Genomic DNA, 18,425 nt, shown 5'->3' with positions numbered 1-18,425 from the left:
GGCTCCACACCAACCCGTTCGGGCGGACTGTCTCTACGGTGCGGGCGTGTACTGGACGACCGTGTCCTCGCACGGCCCTTCGGCGAACACCTTCAAGGCCTCCAACTCGGCGGAGTCCGCGCCCAGCTGCCAGCGGAGCTTGGTAGCCACCCACTCCCCCACATACCGGCAGTGCCCCTCCGCGGCCGGCGGCAGCCACTCCGCCGGATCCTGATCCGCCTTGGACCGGTTCGTCCGCGCGGTCACCGCGACCAGCGACGTGGCCGCCTTCTGATCGTTCGCATACGCCTCACGTCGGGCCGCGGTCCAAGCGGAGGCGCCGGAGTCCCACGCTTCAGCGAGCGGGACCATATGGTCGATGTCGAGCGCGCCGGGGTCGGAGACCTCCTGCCCGTCGTAATAGGACACCCACGTGCCGCCGGTGAGTCGGCAGCCTGCGCCGACGGTCGGGACGACGACCGCCTCCGCGATCAGGACTTCATTTCTCGTGCTGCAGCCGTCAGTCAGGACTTCCCCGGAGTTCCAGTGCTTGAAGGAGGTACGGGCGTAACCGGTGCGGTCCTCCGCCACCACCGGCAGCAAGCCGACCGCGTCGGCGAGCGTGGTCACTTCCGCTGCCTGGGCCGGTGCGGGCGCGGTAAGGGGGACAAGGGCGAGGGCGAGGGCGAGCGCGCTGAAGCCGCGCAGCAAGTTCTTGATCACAAGCGAGTTGATATCGCTTGAGCCCTTGCTGTTGCGGCTTGTCGAGCATCTGCTCACCCGGTCGGGGGTGTGAGTTCACCGCAGGAACGATTCGATCCTGCCGCCGAGTTGCTGCGCTTCGGCTTCACTGGTGACTGCTTGCCTGGGGGCAGGCGGCTGGGTGGCCGCTGATCCAGGACAAGCCGCCGACGTCGAGGCGGGCTGGGGCTCGGGCTCGGGTGACCGCTACGCAGGCGAGGCGAGCTTCTGCTTCGTCGATGAGGCCGGAGATGGGGCAGCCGGTAGCGTCTTGTTCGTCGGTGTCGTTGGACGACGTGCCAGGTGGGCAGGGTGCGTCCCTTGTCGGCTTAGCAGAACCGCAGGTGGGAACGGGATGGTTCGGATCTCCGCCCCGAGAAGCAGAGGAGTGCTGATCGCCGGCTGTTCGGCTGTTCGGAAGGCTCGTCATGGTGCGAGCAAACGAGTACGGCGGCGCGCAGTGTAGGGTCTCGCTGCTCGCGGCTAGAGCGCTGCCGTGACCTGCGGCTTCTGCGGTGTCTCACGGCTTGGCCGGCGGGTTCTGTCTCACGAACGCGTCATTTCCTACGGAGGGGACGGCGCATCCTCTCCCCTCCACAAGTCTCGAGCTGTTCCCGGTGCGGCTTTCGGACTGTCCTGGACCCGCCGCAGCCGTGATCACGGCCGTGACACCACCGGCCCCATGGCCTCGGAGCGGGACCCACGCGTGAGAAGGACGGATGACCCCCGTCGGAGCGGGGGTCATCCGTCCTTCTCACGAGGATTCAGCAGAAGGCCACCTTGGCCGAGTTCCTCGGGGCAGCGGACGAGGTGATCGCCGGGGCCGGGTCCTGCGCACGCCACAGCGTGCTGCGCAGATCGGAACCGCGGACGAGTTGTATGCGCCAGGGGTCGATCCGCAGCACGTGGTAGCCGGGATCGTCGGGACCGCCGCGCCAGTAGTGGACCGGGTCGTAGCCCACACCCGGCGGGCCGCCACGCTTGTACAGGTCCCACGCATGAAGCTTGGATTCCTCGTCGTCGGCCCAGGTGGAGACACTGTCCACGAAGACCGCGTTCTGACGGGGATTCCAGTACGCGTACGTCGTGTGGGGGTTGCCCGCGAGATGCGCGCTCTTGACGGGGGTCCGGTACGCGGCGAGCCAGCCGACCGGCACGCCGTCCACGATCTCCCACACGGGCAGCAGCACACGAGCGCGCGGGCGGTGCTGACGGTCGACAGTGATCATGGTCGCGTACTTGATGTCGCGGATGTAGTCGAGGAAGGAGTCCTGGATCTCGGAGAACTCGCTGACGGTGTCGGTCATGAGTCTGTCCCTTCGAGGCTCAGCGGGAGACTGGGACGTTGATTCGCTCAGCGGCAGAGTCCACCGCGGCGGAGGGCTCGCCGCCGCGCCGGGTGCGCAGGCCGAACGCGCTGATGACAGCGGCGACGACCGCCGCCGCGAACGGGACGAGCAGGCCGGCCCGGTAACCGTCCAGCAGTGCGTCACGAGTCTCCGCGTGCGTGGCGGCCACGCTGACGGCGGTGACTGCGGAGAGCCCGAGGGCGGCACCGAACTGGAAGGCGGTGTAGAGAAGGCCGCCCGCGAGTCCTTGCTCCTCCTCCGCGATCCCTTCCGTGGCCACGATGGTGAGCGGGCCGTACGCCAGGGAGAACGCGAGGCCGAGGGTGATCAGGCTCGGGAACATCGCCGCGTAGCCCCAGTCCGCACCCAGCGGGAGGAACAGTCCGTAGGAGAGCACCGCGAGCAGGAGTCCCCCGAAGATCACCTTGGCGATGCCGAAGCGGTTGACCAGCCGTGGGGTGAGGGTCGGCGAGAGAATCGCGTCGACTCCGATGACCAGCATCGCGAAGCTCGTCTGCAGCGTCGACCAGTCGCGCAGTTCCTGGAGATACAGCACGACCAGGAACTGGAAGCCGAAGAACCCGGCGGCGAACAGCATCGCCGAAAGGTTCGCCCGCACCAGGGAGCCGTTGCGGAAGATGCCCATGCGTACCAGGGGCTCGGGGGAGCGCCGTTCGATGACGAGGAAGGCCGCGAAGAATGCCAGCCCGGCCAGCAACGTTCCGGCGCTGGCAGTGATTCCTGCGTGGGCCGCACGCTCGACGCCCAGCACGATCAGCACGAGGGCCGCGGTGACGGTGAGCGCGCCGGCGGCGTCGACGTGCTTACCGGATCTGTCCGGGCGTGCCGACCTGGGGACAAACGCGAGGGCAGCGATGAGGATGAGGAAGGAGAGCACGACCGGGGCGAAGAAGACCCACCGCCAGCCGATGGCGGTGAGCAGCCCGCCGGCGACCAGGCCGATCGTGAAGCCTCCCGCGGCGGTACCCGAGTAGATGAGCAGGGCCTTGTTCCGCTCCGGGCCCTCGGCGAAGCCCGTGGTGATGATGGACAGACCCGCCGGGGTCATGAAGGCTGCGGCGACGCCCGTGATGAACCGCGCGACCATCAGCATCCATCCCTCGGTGGCGAATCCGCCGAGCCCGGAGAAGAGCAGGAAAACGATGAGCCAGAAGACGAACATCTGACGGCGTCCGAACAGGTCGGCCGCCCGCCCGCCGAGGAGCATGAAGCCGCCGTAACCGAGTACGTAGGCGCTCATGACCCACTGCAGCTCACCGGTGGAGAGTGAGAGGTCGGCGCGGATCGACGGCAGCGCCACATTGAGCATGGCGACATCGATGCCTTCGAGGAAGATCGCGCCGCACAGCACGAGCAGGATGCCCCACTTGTGTGCGCTCAGCCCGCTCGAAGTACTCAAGGCACTCACGACGATGCACTCCTTCCGGAGTGGTGGGAGTTGGTGGTGCCTCAAGCTTTCGCCACGCCCCGGACGGGAACAACAGCGATGATCGCAACGTTCGGAAAGCCAGGCTTACCAATCCATGTGCCATGCGATCCCGGAGATGTACGTGGACCAGAACGAGCTCGAATGCTTTCTCGTACTCGCCGAAGAACTGCACTTCGGCCGTACCGCCACCCGCCTGCATCTCTCCCGCGCCCGGGTGAGTCAGCTCATCCAGAAGCTGGAGCGCCGCGTCGGAGCATCTCTGTTCACGCGCACGAGCCGACGTGTGGCCCTCACCAGCCTGGGCGACCGCCTCCGTGACGACCTCGAACCGCACTACCGCGGCATCAAGAACGCCTTGGTGCGTGCCGTCGCCTCGGCACGCGGCATCGAAGGAGTCCTGCACGTCGGCTTCTCCACGCCCTTGGCCGGCGAGATGGTGATGAAGACGATCGAGAAGCTGCGCATCACTCATCCCGAACTCGCCGTCGAGGTATGCGAGGTGCCGCTCTCCGATCCGTACGGGATGCTACGAAAAGGCGATTTCGACCTCCAGTTGACGGACTTCCCCGTGCGCGAGGACGACCTGACCCGCGGCCCCACACTCCTCGCCGAGGACAGGGTGCTGGCTGTCGCGGCCGGGCATCCCCTGGCCGGACGGGACACGGTGACGCTTGAGGACCTGGCCCGTGTGCCGTTGCTGACGATCGCGGGAGACATCCCGGAGTACTGGCTGGAGCATCAACTGCCGACGCGCACACCCAGCGGCAGGCTGATCGGTCAGGGGCCGTCCGTCACCAATTTCCAGGAGGCTCTGACACTCGTCGCCGGCGGCAAGGGAGCCTTGCTGTCAGGGGCCCACATTGCCCTTTACCACGGCCGTCCCGGCATCTCCTACATCCCGGTGGAGGGAGACAAGCCCCTTGGATACGGCCTGATGTGGCGGTCCGACGGCGGCAACCGGGCGATAGAACTCTTCGCCCGTGCAGCAGGCGAGATCGCACGGGACATGGCTCCGGCCGATCCCAGGAGAGCGATACCCGGCTGATCGGGCATCCCGGGGTGTCGGCCCCGGGTGATGAAGTCCTCAGCCGAACCGGCCTCCACCTCGACCGGCTGACGAGGCAGGGGGAGGAGACAGGACAGGGTCCGTTTGCCTACAGATGACCGGGACTGCCTACACATCGCCGGGACCGGACAGCATCGCCGGCGCGGCTTGACCCGCCTACTGCCGGGACCCGGTATCCCTTTCCCATGCACTGAAAGTGCATGGGAAAGGGAGTAAAAAGTACGCGATAAGTTCGTTTCAGCTGGTGCCGCGACTCATCGACGAGTGGCGTACCCCGGCCTGGGAAGCGGCCCACCGGTTGGTTCGGTCGCAGGCGTGAGGCGGCGTTGCCGGACGTGCTTGACCGGGATGGTGTCCACCGCGGGGGGCTTGACCAAGGCGGGGACGGGGACGCCCGGTCCATGGGGCGTGGCGGGGGTCAGGCTTGGCGGTTGCGTGTTGTCCGTGAACGCGGGTCCGTAGCGCCGGGGATTGCGGATCGGTAGTCCGGCGCGGGTGTATCCCGCCGGCGGGAGAGGCGGCTGCGGGCGGAGCCAGGTGCGTGTGAGCCGGGCGCGTTTGCGGGTCTGCGGACCGTGAATCCGCAGGTAACCGAAGTCCCCAGGGGTCACGAACTTCAATGTCAGGTCGCCCGCGGCTCGTGCGCCCGGCGTGCTGTGTGCGGTGATGGGAGCCTCCTGGATGCGAATGACGACGGCTTCGGGTGTTCGGGCCGTGTGCGTTGGGGGTGTCGTCTCGTGCGGCACGAGGTGCCTGCGGGAGGTGCGGGTTGGTGGTGGGGCCGTGTCCTTCTCGGCGATGCGGTCCCAGGCCATTTCCCAGCGCTGCACTTTGCGCCGGGACTGACCCATGGTTTCCATGAAGGCGGTGACGTGTTCCCTTGAGGGGATGGCTTCGCCTCGCAGGATGGCGCTCAGGCTGCTCTTGGGCAGGCGGTGATGCCGTCCGTTCGGAGTCCTGCCCGCCTTGTGCTGCAAGGCGCTGAGGGACGGCTGTCCCTCCTTGGCGCGCAGCTGGATCATGGCGTGCCGTAACTGGCCGAAACTTTCAATGAGTTGTGGGTGGGTGAGGGCAGAGTCGACGGTGGCGGCCAGGTCCCGGAAGTCCTGCGGAGTTCCTCCGCGGCGGCGGCGGTTCTCTTCGGCCCAGCGGGCTGCCTTCCACAGGCGCAGTGCCTCGGTGGTGTCGGCTTCGGCGTCGCATGCGCTCGTGTATGCCTCGACGAGGCGCCACGAGGGGACGGTGTGTCCGTTGGCGGCGCGTGAGAGCACCGACGCTGTGAATTGGTAGTCGATCGTCTTCGCCATCGTCGCGTAGCTGATGCCCTTGCGCTGGCGCTGTGCCCGGAGCCACAGCGCCAGCGCCTCTAGCTGGCGTGTTCCAGCGGCGACGGCGTTCTCGCGCCGTCCCATGGGGAAGCGGTCAGATGCCTTCGGCGGGCGTCGGCTGCCCGACCCGCATGCCCTTGACCGCGCGGACGGCAACCACGAGGACGCCCGCGATGAACTCTCCGACGCCGAAGATCGGCATGCCGAGGAGGGCGAGGCCTGCGGCCACCAGTACAACGACGAGGACCACGATGACTTCACCGGTGGTCAGAGCACCGTTGGACCGATCCCCACCGCTCGGCGGCATGATCTTGAAACGCATGATGGTTCCACTCCCTTGATGTTGGCGTATCAGCACCCCGTACAAGGCGCGATGGTGTGGCTGCACAGTTGAAGCCGACGGAGGCTTCCAGACCTGCCCGCCGACCGAGGAGATCCTCTCACCGGTAATGCGACCATCACAACGAGTTGCCCCTGGGGGCACGGCAGTTGATACGCACACGTCCGAGCCGCCGTGGCTTGGTGCAGGCGAACGGGTGGTCGAGCATCAGCATCCGCACAGCGAGCGTGCAGGTCAGCAGAATTAAACCCGCCCGTTGATTCAATTCCGTCCATGGGACCGTTGCCGAGGAAGCATCGGCAGTGACACTCTCCTAGTAACGCTGATTCCCGGGCACACCGGGAACTCCCCTGGCGTCGTGGCTGCACCATGAAACAGGGACCGGGCACCACCGCGTTCCAGCGCGGCGCCCTCGAGGGTGGCGCATCCCCACCGGATGCGACCACCCTCCGCCCTACCCCCAAGCACATTCACGAAGGACCGCCACCCGAAGTGGTATGTGCCCAGGCCCGGGCCACGATTCCCGCCTGGCTGCAATGACTCGGGCGTGTCCCGACGGGTCGTGTGACTGGGCGTTTGTGGATCGTTCCGGTCGATGTGGGGCGGATGATCTCTCAGGTGACGAGTGGGCTCGGCTGGAGCCACATCTGCCAAAGAGCGTGGGGCGGAGCGGATGTTCCACGGCATCGTCACCACCGCGGCAATTCGGTTATGGCTCCGTACGTGAGCCGTCTGCGGGAGCCTGGCAGGCACTGCGGAACAGGCAGCCCACAGAAAAGACTCGCCGAAGTCCGAGGACTGGGCTGGCTCGTCGTGCATGCGGCGCAGTTTCGATCTCCGTCAGTTCTGAGAAGATCCAGCGCAGTGACTCCGGCGTGTAGGCGAGCCCGCCGTGGAGCCGGGACTCGCGGTAGTAGGCCGCGTCAGGGAGTTCGGAGCCCATCTCGCCGGCCGCGAAGTATGTGAGCCCTGACTGATCAGAAGATCATCAATCGTCACAAGATCAGCGACAGAGCCCGTTCGAGCGTACGCAGTTGGGGAGTTTGGACCGTACGCCGACAGGCTGCCCCACCGCGGCCTGGTGCAGCGGCCAGCCTGCTCGGACCGGCGGTGCGGCGACGGAATCCGCCTGGACACCGGCGGCGAGTGCGACAACTGCGGCAACGTGATCCACCGCCGGCGGGCCCGGCGGGCAAGGATCGCGGCGGAGGTCGACGCGCAGCTGCCCGGCCTCGGGCGATCTTCACCGGGATGGGCCTGGGAGACGTCAAACTCGCCCCTGCCATCGGCGCGCTGCTGGGCTGGAGCAGCTGGACCAACGTGTGGTGGGGCACCGCCGCCGGACGCGACCGTCGCAGCCAGATCGCCTTCGGCCCCTTCATGGCCATCGGGGCGCTCGCCGTATCGCTCACGACCATCTGAGAGCGTGTCTGAGATCCGCCGTATCGGCTGTATGGGTGACTCGTTGAGTGGTGTGTGAGTGCTGCTGGGGATGGTTACCCGTCTGATCTGACGGATGAACAGTGGGCGTTGATTGAGCCGTTGCTGCCTGCTCCAAGGACGGGTCGCAAGGGCGGGCGGCGGGAGAAGCACCCGCGTCGGCGGATCGTGGACGCGATCTTGTACTTGGCGCGGACCGGGTGCCAGTGGCGGTATCTGCCCAAGGATTTCCCGCCCTTCCAGACGGTGTACTGGTACTTCACCTGGTGGCACGACGACGGCACCGTGGAGCGCGTCCACGACGCGCTGCGGGTCAAGGTCCGCGAGGCCGACGGCCGTTCCGCTGAGCCGTCCGCGGGCCTGGTCGACTCGCAGTCCGTGCGGGCGGCCGACACGGTGCCGAAGTCCACCAGCGGCTTCGACGCGGGCAAGAAGACCAAGGGCCGCAAACGGTTCATCGTCACCGACACCCTCGGCCTCCTCCTGGCCGTGCACGTGCTGGCCGCAAGCGTCCAGGACCGCGACGGAGCCAAGCGCTCCCTGCTGTGGACCCGCCTGGACCACCCAACCATCGAGAAGATCTGGGCCGACCAGGGCTTCGCCGGCCGACTCGTCGAGTGGTCCTCTGCCGTCTTGCACCGCACGCTGGAGATCGTCCGCAAGGACCCCGGACAGCGCGGCTTCAAGGTCCAGCCGAAGCGCTGGGCGGTGGAGCGCACGTTCGCCTGGATCACCACACGCCGCCGCCTGGCCTGCGACTACGAACGCAACCCGGCCCACTCCGAAACCATGATCCGCTGGGCCATGACCGACCTGATACTCCGCCGACTCACCCGAGGCCGACCCGCCACCCGCCAAGGACCCCGACCACTACGGAAAATCACCCCGTAACCCGATCTCAGACACGCTCTGAGAAAATTCTTCCCAGTGGACTTTCTCCTGTATGGCTGAGGTGGTTCACGGGCCTGGGTGCTGCCCTACCGGGCGCCGGTAGGGGGGGTTCTTCGGGCAGCTCCAGGCGGGCCAGTCGTGCTCCCCTTCCTGGGACAGCTCCATGGGATGACGGTGGCCGGTGTGGCATCTCGGCCATACGGCGCCGGACAGGAGTTGGGCGTTCTCCAGGATGGCCGCCTGTGTGGCGAAGGCGACCGGCCAAAGGGCCATGCCCAGGGTTTCCGTGCTCAGTTCCTCATCGAATTCCAGTGTCCCCACTTTCACCCCGCTGACGACTAGCACCCTCCAGGCGTCAGGGTTCTGCACCCCGGGTGCTCCGTGGAGGAGGCGGCTGGTGAGCCCGCAGACCTCCAGGTCATGGGCGAGAGGGGCGAATACTTCTTCAGGGGACAGCGGCACGGGGACCCTCCGGGTGGATCAGGCGCTGAATCGGCAGTTGACGAACCGGGCCCCCCCGGACTTGGGCTTGCTGACGGACTTCCAGGTCCATAGGAAGGACACTTCGTCGCCGCGCTTGATAGTGTACTTCTTCGCCTTGCCCTTGGGGTTGAACGTCCGGGGAAGCGGGCCATGGAAATGGTAGTTCCACGGTTCGGTGTGGGGTTGGTAGACGTTGGCCTCTCGCTTGTTCGCGAAGATCTGGGCCTTAAGGCGGATGATGCCCTGGGGGGCCATCCGCTTGGACAGCTTCAGCCCCCAGGGGATGCCGTATTTCTTGGACTCCTGGAGGGTGACTTTGCCGACCGCGTGCCTGAAGGTGCCTCGACACTTGGGCAGTTTGGCCTTCGCCGCAGGCGACCTCTCAGCTAGTGCCTTGAGATCGGTGAGGCTTCCGGCGCCCTGGGGGATGTTCTTGCTTCGGAGCTGGCCAAGGATATCGGCCAGCTCTTCTTGAGACACCGAGGAAGCTACGGTCTTGTGGCGCTGCTCGGGCACGGCGTTTGCGGGAGCGGCACCGGCGAGCACTGCGGCGGCGGCTATGCCTATGCCTATCGTCTTCAGTTTCGTCATCCGCCTACCCTAGGAAGGCGGGGCGGGTGGATTCCATTGTCTCTTCGGGCAGTGCCTGAGAGCGTGTCTGAGATCGGGTTACGGGGTGATTTTCCGTAGTGGTCGGGGTCCTTGGCGGGTGGCGGGTCGGCCTCGGGTGAGTCGGCGGAGTATCAGGTCGGTCATGGCCCAGCGGATCATGGTTTCGGAGTGGGCCGGGTTGCGTTCGTAGTCGCAGGCCAGGCGGCGGCGTGTGGTGATCCAGGCGAACGTGCGCTCCACCGCCCAGCGCTTCGGCTGGACCTTGAAGCCGCGCTGTCCGGGGTCCTTGCGGACGATCTCCAGCGTGCGGTGCAAGACGGCAGAGGACCACTCGACGAGTCGGCCGGCGAAGCCCTGGTCGGCCCAGATCTTCTCGATGGTTGGGTGGTCCAGGCGGGTCCACAGCAGGGAGCGCTTGGCTCCGTCGCGGTCCTGGACGCTTGCGGCCAGCACGTGCACGGCCAGGAGGAGGCCGAGGGTGTCGGTGACGATGAACCGTTTGCGGCCCTTGGTCTTCTTGCCCGCGTCGAAGCCGCTGGTGGACTTCGGCACCGTGTCGGCCGCCCGCACGGACTGCGAGTCGACCAGGCCCGCGGACGGCTCAGCGGAACGGCCGTCGGCCTCGCGGACCTTGACCCGCAGCGCGTCGTGGACGCGCTCCACGGTGCCGTCGTCGTGCCACCAGGTGAAGTACCAGTACACCGTCTGGAAGGGCGGGAAATCCTTGGGCAGATACCGCCACTGGCACCCGGTCCGCGCCAAGTACAAGATCGCGTCCACGATCCGCCGACGCGGGTGCTTCTCCCGCCGCCCGCCCTTGCGACCCGTCCTTGGAGCAGGCAGCAACGGCTCAATCAACGCCCACTGTTCATCCGTCAGATCAGACGGGTAACCATCCCCAGCAGCACTCACACACCACTCAACGAGTCACCCATACAGCCGATACGGCGGATCTCAGACACGCTCTGACAGGCACCATCCGTACCCGAAATTTCTCTTCCTGCAATTCCTCTTCCTGAGCACCGCCTTCCGGAAAGACAGATACCTGAAATCTGGTGTCACTGGGTCGTGCTCTGGATGGCGAGGCGGCGGCGCCCATGACGCACCTGAAGGCGGCGCTTGGCGGCGCCGTAGGCGATCGGCGACGCCCCCGACGCCCCCACCCGCTGTGGCAGCCGTCCGCTGACGTTGCCGTCGCCGTTGCCGTCAAAGGGGGCCTGCGTGCAAATGGGAGTAGTTCCATGGCACGCAGGCCCCCTTCCTCATCTCTCGTTCACAGATGCGAACTGAATCGCCGAGAGACCTGCGATCTCACTTGCAGGAACGGCTGCGCGTCCGTCACCTCTCTCCCGGAGCGTCTCCCATGGCCTTCAAGGCTTCACGCGCCGCGGCAACGACATCACCCCACCCTTGGGAATGAATCATCTCTGCGTCGCTTGATACAGAAGAAGACAAAACGGAATCAAGCGAAGAGTTCAGTGCAGCCATTGCGGAGACTTCCTCATCGTCAACAAGGACGTACCCCAGCCTTCCGGTCGGCTCAGCCAAGACACCCGAGTCATCGAAGAAATCTAGCGCCTCATCAAGGTCAGAGGCCCCCGGGGCTTGACTCGCCCAATTCTCCTCTTGCCACTCCCTGTCGCTTAGCTTGACCAGCCAATCAATCAGCTGGCTACGTATCCAGGGCGTCTGAAGGTCATGACCCTTAGGGGGCATTCCAGCTCCTCCATGTCTGCCACTCGCTGAGCGGGATGTGAGCTTCCGCCGGGTAATCCTGTATTCGCGCATTGGGAGGCAGAAGCTCGCCGCCACGACCCACGACCCTTCCCCCAGAGTTAATCACTACGTGATCAACTTGTTGGGTTCCCCATTGAGAATTGGGATCCCCCCTGTCGATACGAACACTGTCTTGCCCCTTCGGAGCGCGCCACACGAAGCCCTGCTTATTTGCATTTTTCCTGAATTTGCTCGTCATATTGGGGCCAGACCAGCCGCCCGGTATTTTCTCACTCCCATACGGGAACCAACCAGGACCGATTCCCGGGCAATTCGAGTTGTGAACGAGCACCGGCGTTTCGCCCGCCAGCACATAGTACGTGTGAAGGTCATCGACAGTGAGGTTGTAGGTTCTGGCGTGCCTGGTAAAGGCATGGTTCGCTGTCAGGATGACGGTGTGGCCGTCGTCAGTGAGCAGGGTCATTCCTGGTGCGAGCTCAGCCGCTTCGACCCAGCGGTGTTCGGAGGGTGACCAGAAGGGGTGCTCGTGGGTCGCTGTCAGAGTCCGAATACCGTCACTGGTAGCGATTGACAGCTTGTTGAAGTACTTGTCACCCTGCGTAACGATGAGGCGTGTTACTTCCCGTGGCCCTGACTTGCCTGTCTCGGGGTCCGTTGCCAGGACTTTGTCGCCGATCTCAACGTCCTCAATGTCCTTCGTTTCTCCATCGGCCATAAGGACGTCGGTACCGGCAAGGAAGCACTTACCACAGAGTTTCCCAACCCGGACTCCATATACTGTCGCAAGGAGCTCCGGAATCATGTCGAGGACTTCTTGGGCTGTCTGGTAGTCAGCTGCTTCACTTGCGCACTGCTCTGTATGAACGAGGCAGTAGGTTGCGGCAATTTTCTTCGCAGCTGCAAGGTCCCCCGTTTTCATGAGGTGCCGGTACGCTTCACGGCATCCAGCGCGACCGAAGCACGCCATGGCCGTTCTGTCGCCGTCCCCGACTGCGGCCTCCCAGTAGCTTGCGCCGTCGACCCGGTGGAAGACCCCTATCCACTGAATTGGCAAGCGCTCATCGTCCCGCGACATCAGGTTGAGGAGCGTTTCCTCAATGGAGCTCTCACCGCAACCGCTTGTGCAAGGGTATTCGGGGCGGGGCTTGCTGTAGTCGACGGCTTCGTTGGGCCGGCCGTTTCCTTTGGAGCCGTCGGGGCGGGTGGGGCAGGCTTCTGAAGAGCCGCCGGCTCCTCCGCACGCGAGGCCGAGACCGGTGGGGTCTGTGAAGGTGAGGGGGTTGTTGATGCTGTAGCTGTAGCCGTTGAGTGTTTGTGCCTTGTCCGTCTCGAGGAGAGGGTCGACGCTGATGAACTGGCCGATGGACGGGTCGTATTGGCGGGCGCCGATGTGGGTGAGGCCGGTGGTTTCGTCTCTGGTCTTGCCAAGGAAGCCCTTGTCGTCGGGCCAGGTGCCGCCCGTCGGTGTGCCGCGCTCTGCGCCGAAGGGGCTCATGTAGCGCTTGGTGATGGTTTGTGAGCTGTCGGCGGTGATGGACAGGCTCTGGGTGCCGTGGTGGTCGCCTGCGAGGTACGAGAGCTTGGGGGTGCCGCTTTCATTGCTTCGGGCAGCGACAGCGCGGCCGCCGGAGGTGTAGTAGCGCTGGGCCCAGGTGGTGCCGTTGGCTTCGAGATGGAGCTCGGTGGTTCCGGCGTACAGGATCCGTTCGCCGTTCTCGGTGCTGCGGATCAGCAGGGTGCCATCGGCGTCGTAGATGTAGGTGGTGGACTTGCCGTCCTCGGTGAGCTTGGTGAGCTCGCCCCTTTCAGACCAGATGAGGTCCTGGGGGGTTTTCTTTCCTGGCCGCTTGGTGGTGTTGCCCGTTGCATCGTAGCTGTAGGGGCGGTCGGGCTTGGCGCAGTCGGCCTTGGTGCTGGTGCCTGTCAAGGCGTGCGGCTGGTCGCCCTTGTAGCAGTAGGTCGTCTTCGTGTCGCCTGCGGGCTTGTGCTGGGTTTCGCTGGTTCGCTGGCCTGCCGTGTTGTAGGCGTAGCTGGTCGAGTACGGGGCGGGGCCGGAGAGGTTGTCCGGGCTGCGTGGGTCGGCGCATTTCTGGGAGGCGGGGGTCCAGGCTTCGGTGAGACGGCGGTGGCCGTCGTAGGAGAAGCACTGGGTTTCGGCGCTGCTGGTTCCGCCGAGGGTGGTGGGGTCGGTGATGGAGGTGATGTTGCCGGCGGGGTCGAAGCCGTAGTTGAGGTCTTGCAGCATGTACGGGTGGGTCTGGTCGGTGACATGACTGCGGGTGAGTCGGCCGGTGCCTTCTTCGTAGGTGTTGGTGACGTAGCTCTTCTTGTGATCCTCGGTGTTGGCGGTGCCCATGGTGAACTGCTGGGGCTGGCTGAGTGCCGAGTAGTCCGTGTCGAGGAGGTAGCCGGTGGAGCCACCCACTGCGGTGACCTGACCAAGTTCGTTGTAGTCGTATCCGATGATCTCGGATGCAAGACCGCCGAGGGCGGGTTCCTTGGTGTTCTGCAGGGTGCCGTCGATGTTGTAGTAGCTGCTGAATTCCAAGATCGACGGTGTGCCGGATTTGATCAGAGGGTCGGCGGCGGGGAGTTTGAGCTGAGTGGTGACGGGCCGGGAGAGGCTGTCGTATTTAGTGACTGCCTTGGTGTATGCCTGGCCGCTTTTGCCGTCCAGGTAACGCGTGGAGGTGTCGGGCTGGCCCTTGACGAGGGTGTCGTACGTGTTGGCGGTGATCTGGTTGGCGTCGCTCTGGGAGCCGGACCAGGTGCCGGTGGGACGGCCCAATGAGTCGTAGGCCGTGAGGACAGACTTGCCGCGTGCGTCAGAGGACTTGATCACCTGGTCGAGATCGTTGTAGACGCTGGTCGTTTTGCCCTTGTCGGGATCGTCAGCGACTACTTGACGGCCGAAGAGGTCATAGGTGTAGGTCCACTCCGCCTTGTCCGGGCCGGTGACCGATGTCTGCAGCCCGTCCAGCGCGGAGGCAAACTTCGTGGAGGCGTAAAGAGTGCCCAAGCCTCCGCCGTACTCTGCGTCGGCGGGACTTTCACCGACGTATTGACGGCTCTCTACGGTGCTGCCGCGGGCGTCGGTGATGGTGCGTGACGCCAAACCGCCTGCGAGAGCGGTGGTGGCGGTTGAGTCACCGGTGTAGCTGGAGCTGGTGGACCATTTCTTGGCCCCGTACACGTACAGCGTGCTGGACGTTGGACGACCGGCGCCGTCGAAGACAGTTTGGGTCTGGTTGGGTGCTTCGCCGTATTCGGCTCGAGTGTATGTGCCGTTCGGAGTGTTCTTGTTGTCGAAGATTCCGGCGTGCGTCTCGTACGCCAGGCCTCGGCTGTCATAGCGGGTGTCGGTGAGCAGGCGGCCGCCCTGCGGGGTCGGAGACTGGGTCTGCAGGGGCCGCAGAAGTGAGTCGAAGATTCCGTGGGTGGTGTTGTAGGTCTTGCCGTCCCGCTTCAGGGTCGAGGTCGCCACTGAAGATTCACTGGTGTTGTCGAGATGGTAGGCGAATGTGCTGTTGGGGCTCTGGCTGCTGCGGATGCGGTCTGGCAGCCACACGTCGGTCAGCCGCCCAAGCCCGTCATAGGCGACTTCGGTCAGCTTCTGGTTGGCGTCGTAGCTGCGCAGTGTCAGGCCGCGCCGGGGGTCGAGGAAGCTGACCGAGCGGTGGCCCTTGGCGTTGGTGGTGATGGTCTTGGTCAGCGGTCCGGCGTCGGTGGGTGTGTAGGCGGTGGAAGTGGCGTTGCCGGCGGCGTCGGTGACGCTGAGCGGGCGGCCGAGGCCGTCGTAGTTGGTGGTGGAGCGTTTCTGCCAGGTGACGGCTCCGGCGGCGGTGTACGCCTTGGCGCGTCCTGTCCAGGTCGCCATTCCCGCTTTCGGTTCCGCCGTCGGTGACCAGGTGGCGCCGTCGTAGGCGACGGCGGTGTCGGAGAGCACGTCGCCCCGGCGTGTGTCGTCGGCCGGCAGGTCGAGTTTCGCGTCAGTCACCGCGCATGGTTTGGCCACCGTGCGGCTGCGGGAGATCAGGCTGGTGAGACCGCCGTTGCGGGCGTACCAGGTGCGGGTGCAGGTCTCGTCGCCGCTCTTGGTGTTGTCGCCCAGGTCTTCGGCCTGATAGGGCATGCCGTAGCTGTCGTAGTCGGTGTCGGTTGTGCGGGAGCGCCAGGTCTTGGGCACCGTCAGGTACGAGTAGTTCGTGGACTTCTTGGTGCGTACGTAGCGGGCCACGTGATCGTCCGCGTCGGGCACTTTGTCCTGGCGGGCCGTTTCCGTCGACCAGGGCTCGTTGGCTACGGCGCTGACCGGGGTGCTGCCGTTGTAGGTGACTTGCTGTCGCAGCTGTCCGGTGTACTGCCCGGCATCCTCGATTCCCGCGATGCCCAGGGCAGGGGTGGCCAGTGCCGGTACCGTGACGGAGCGGGTGGTGCCGTCTGCCTTCTTGTCGCCGTGCATGCCCTGCAGGTAGAGGGAGACGGTCTTGGAGCGTGTGGTGTCCTTTGCTCCGCCGTAGACGGTGACCTGTCGGTAGCCGCGCCAGTCGGACCAGGTGCGTTCGTCCTTGGGAGTGAACGGCTCGTCGCTGTAGTGCCAGCCTGCGCCTGCGTAGTCGTAGGTGTGCTCGACCGCGTCGTTGTGTCCGGTTGGGTCGGATACCACTACGGCGAGCACCCGGTACTTGTGGAACCAGTCCACGGACGCCTTCTGGGCGCCGTTGATGTGCCAGTACTGCGGGTAGCAGGAGCGGGTGTTGGCATCTTCCGCCGAGCCGAGGACCTCGCCGCGGCGGCATTCCGGCGACGACAGCGTCACCGTGGTGATGCCGCCCGTCTCGGAGGTGATCGTGGAGATCCGGGGGCGGGTCAGCGGCAGGATGTTCTCTGCCGCGTCTACCCGGTTCGGGCGCATCTGGTAGGTGAAGGAGATCGGCTTCAGCTGAGCAGGGCTGCTGGCCGACTTGCCCCAGCGCTTGAGCGACTTGAGCGTCAGCGCATGGTCCGAGGTGTCGTCGAGGTCACCGCCGTCTTCGTATTTCTGTTCCAGTTCCCAGGCGTCGACCTGGTCATAGTCGCTCTTGGTGGCGTTGTAGGAGTAGGTGTGGATGTCGGTGAGCCGCTTGCGTGTGAAGAACGACGGGCCGGCCGCGTTGCATTCGTCGTCGTCCTTGGAGCAGATCGCGTCGAAGGGGACGTCAGGCCATTTGTCGGCCGTGTCCTTGGTCAGTTCTGTGCAGTCCGAGACGGTGCAGCGCTCGGCGTACCCGAAGGTGACCCTCGCATCGGCCTGGTCGGTGAACAGCGCTCCTTTTCGCAGGCCGTATTTGATGTCCTTCAGATAGCCGCCGCGGATGTAGGAGGCGTTGGCAGTCTCGGACTTGTTCTTCTTGTAGTGGTTCGAGTCCTTGGCGTACCAGTAGGTGGAGGCGTTGCCGGAGGTGTCCTCGACGTAGTCGAGGTTCCACCGCCACGCCTGCGTCAGCGACCGGCCCGCAAACGAGGTGCCCTCGGCGTAGCCCGGCTCTGCGGAGTCGTCACCGAATACCGGTACGGTCCAGGTGGAGTTGGTGCGCTGGGTGCCGGCGCCGTCCAACTTGTCCAGGCCGAAGACGTACTTGGTTCCGTCTCCGGTGACGACGGTCCAGTACTCACCGTTGTCGTCGCCGTTGTCCGCCCCCGTTGAGCGCGTTACCTGGGAGGCGTCGTCCTTGGCCAGCTTCCACTTGCCCGGGTCCTTGTGCTTGACCAGACGGTCCGACTTGCCGTTCAGGACCAGGCGCGCGTTGTCGTACGTCCAGCACTGGTCGAAGACATCCTCCTGCCCGTCCTCATCACACGATCCGTAAGCGCGCTCGATGTACGACTCGGACAGGGCGAAGCCTTCACCGACCGAGGTGCCCTGGTTGTTCGTGGTGGCGGTGCGGCCGTCGATGGTGCCGGAGTCGTAGGACAGTGACAGGTTCGGTGTCGGCCCGGCTGCCGCCGGCGGCATGGTGAAGCCGTAGGACCAGGTGAATGATCCCGAACTGCTGCCTGCCTCCCACGCCGAGGACGCGGACAGCTCTGTCGCCGAATAGTCTCCCGACCCCGTGGGCGACTGGCCCGTGCCGGCCGCGGCGGCGGTGAGTGCCAGAACCATCGCACCGGACCCGCTGTGACTGCGGGCCAGCTGTGTCGACGCGCCGCTCTTGGCCTCGGGCAGGGTGATGTGTGCCGAGACGGACTGTCCGGTGACGTCATTGTCAGACTTCAGCGGTGTCTGCTTGCGGCATGCGGCTGCCTCCGGCGTGCTCAGCACGCACGCGGGCATCTGCACCAGGCGGAGCCGCTGGGACCAGCCGCCGCCTATGGCCGAGGCGAATTTGCTGTAGTCCACGCTCAGGGCTGCTGTGTGCGCGGCGTTCGTCTCCGCGGTCAGCAGCACGCCGGTAATGCCGGCGTTCTGGGCGGCGTTCTGGTCCAGCACGGTGACCTGGGTCTGCCTGTCGGCTGCCGTGGCCGTCTTCGCCGGCAAGGGGCCTACTGTCACCGGCATGCCGCCCGGTGACGCGTTGCCCGCCTTGCCGTTGACGAGTCTGACGGTTGCCGTGCCCGGCTTTGGCCAGGCTGCCTCTTGCTCCGCCCGGGCGCGCCTGGCCAGCTCGGCGTTGGCTGCCTCGTCTTTGGCGACCTTCTCCCGGGCTTTCTTGGCTCCCAGGCTGTTGACTGCCTTGACCTTGCTCACGCGCTGCTGCGGCAGATCAGGCCTCCCCAGCCCGCCCGGCTTCGCCTCTGCCTCCGCCACAGGTGCCAAGCCAAGGGGCACCACCATGGCCAAAGCCAGTGACTGCAAGACCAGTCGGCCGTGCCAGCTCCGCGCTATACCGCGACGCCGTCTTGAGGTGCCTATGCCAAACGCCATCTGCTCTGCCCCACCCAGTTCCGCAAGAGAAAAGTTCACAACGTCGTGCGTGCGGCCCGCCACGGGCCGCAGTGCGGGCAGCTGCTCCGGCCGCCGCCCGCGCTG

The 18,425-nt window shown here is 65.6% G+C and carries 13 protein-coding genes and 1 pseudogene; 3 read left to right on the top strand and 11 right to left on the bottom strand.

All coding sequences use genetic code 11. The features are described 5' to 3' along the window. Positions 1 to 33 precede the first annotated feature (33 nt). The 3 genes from OG883_RS40785 to OG883_RS40770 form a co-directional block, all read right to left on the bottom strand. A complete protein-coding gene (locus OG883_RS40785) occupies positions 34 to 702 on the bottom strand; it encodes an HNH endonuclease family protein (RefSeq protein ID WP_266552289.1) in 669 nt (222 codons plus the stop codon). 782 nt (positions 703 to 1,484) lie between these two features. Then, a complete protein-coding gene (locus OG883_RS40775; protein ID WP_266552286.1) occupies positions 1,485 to 2,027 on the bottom strand; it encodes a pyridoxamine 5'-phosphate oxidase family protein in 543 nt (180 codons plus the stop codon). A gap of 19 nt (positions 2,028 to 2,046) precedes the next feature. Continuing rightward, the gene (locus tag OG883_RS40770) at positions 2,047 to 3,498 is read right to left on the bottom strand and encodes an MFS transporter (protein WP_266552283.1); all 1,452 of its coding nucleotides are present in this window, start codon (positions 3,496 to 3,498) and stop codon (positions 2,047 to 2,049) included. A gap of 136 nt (positions 3,499 to 3,634) precedes the next feature. Between OG883_RS40770 and OG883_RS40765 the strand changes: the two genes are divergently transcribed. Further along, positions 3,635 to 4,564, top strand: coding sequence for a LysR family transcriptional regulator (locus tag OG883_RS40765; protein WP_266553271.1), 930 nt, complete (start codon positions 3,635 to 3,637; stop codon positions 4,562 to 4,564). Positions 4,565 to 4,839: 275 nt separating this feature from the next. On the opposite strand, the gene OG883_RS40760 is transcribed toward OG883_RS40765, so the two are convergent. The 3 genes and pseudogenes from OG883_RS40760 to OG883_RS40750 form a co-directional block, all read right to left on the bottom strand. Then, complete coding sequence (locus tag OG883_RS40760) at positions 4,840 to 5,997, bottom strand: helix-turn-helix transcriptional regulator (protein ID WP_266552280.1); 1,158 nt, start codon at positions 5,995 to 5,997, stop codon at positions 4,840 to 4,842. Between the two features lie 10 nt (positions 5,998 to 6,007). Further along, positions 6,008 to 6,235, bottom strand: coding sequence for a hypothetical protein (locus OG883_RS40755; protein ID WP_266552277.1), 228 nt, complete (start codon positions 6,233 to 6,235; stop codon positions 6,008 to 6,010). 780 nt (positions 6,236 to 7,015) lie between these two features. Further along, positions 7,016 to 7,220 (bottom strand): annotated as a pseudogene (locus tag OG883_RS40750) (SAM-dependent methyltransferase); the annotation flags it as partial. A gap of 284 nt (positions 7,221 to 7,504) precedes the next feature. On the opposite strand from OG883_RS40750, the gene OG883_RS40745 reads away from it, so the two are divergent. Beyond that, entirely contained in the window at positions 7,505 to 7,675 is a 171-nt protein-coding gene (locus tag OG883_RS40745) for a hypothetical protein (protein WP_266552274.1), read from the top strand. A gap of 54 nt (positions 7,676 to 7,729) precedes the next feature. After that, positions 7,730 to 8,584: an IS5 family transposase gene (locus OG883_RS40740; RefSeq protein ID WP_266537907.1), complete on the top strand. Its 855-nt coding sequence runs from the start codon at positions 7,730 to 7,732 to the stop codon at positions 8,582 to 8,584. 66 nt (positions 8,585 to 8,650) lie between these two features. Here the strand turns inward: OG883_RS40740 and OG883_RS40735 are convergent, their stop codons facing one another. The 5 genes from OG883_RS40735 to OG883_RS40715 all read right to left on the bottom strand — a co-directional run bounded on the left by OG883_RS40735 (position 8,651) and on the right by OG883_RS40715 (position 18,230). After that, positions 8,651 to 9,046 carry a hypothetical protein gene (locus tag OG883_RS40735; RefSeq protein ID WP_266552271.1) on the bottom strand — a complete coding sequence of 132 codons (396 nt, stop codon included), beginning with the start codon at positions 9,044 to 9,046 and terminating at the stop codon, positions 8,651 to 8,653. A gap of 18 nt (positions 9,047 to 9,064) precedes the next feature. After that, a complete protein-coding gene (locus OG883_RS40730) occupies positions 9,065 to 9,658 on the bottom strand; it encodes a hypothetical protein (protein ID WP_266552268.1) in 594 nt (197 codons plus the stop codon). Positions 9,659 to 9,736: 78 nt separating this feature from the next. Then, positions 9,737 to 10,591, bottom strand: a complete 855-nt coding sequence (locus tag OG883_RS40725; protein WP_266537907.1) for an IS5 family transposase — start codon at positions 10,589 to 10,591, stop codon at positions 9,737 to 9,739. A gap of 426 nt (positions 10,592 to 11,017) precedes the next feature. Then, a complete protein-coding gene (locus OG883_RS40720) occupies positions 11,018 to 11,395 on the bottom strand; it encodes a hypothetical protein (RefSeq protein WP_266552265.1) in 378 nt (125 codons plus the stop codon). Further along, on the bottom strand, positions 11,385 to 18,230 hold the full coding sequence (locus OG883_RS40715; RefSeq protein ID WP_266553270.1) for a polymorphic toxin-type HINT domain-containing protein: 6,846 nt from the start codon (positions 18,228 to 18,230) through the stop codon (positions 11,385 to 11,387). The genes OG883_RS40720 and OG883_RS40715 overlap by 11 nt, the downstream gene beginning before the upstream one ends. Between the last annotated feature and the right edge of the window lie 195 nt (positions 18,231 to 18,425).

The organism is Streptomyces sp. NBC_01142 (assembly GCF_026341125.1).
Lineage (GTDB): Bacteria > Actinomycetota > Actinomycetes > Streptomycetales > Streptomycetaceae > Streptomyces.
This window is presented reverse-complemented; position numbering and strand designations above follow the sequence as displayed.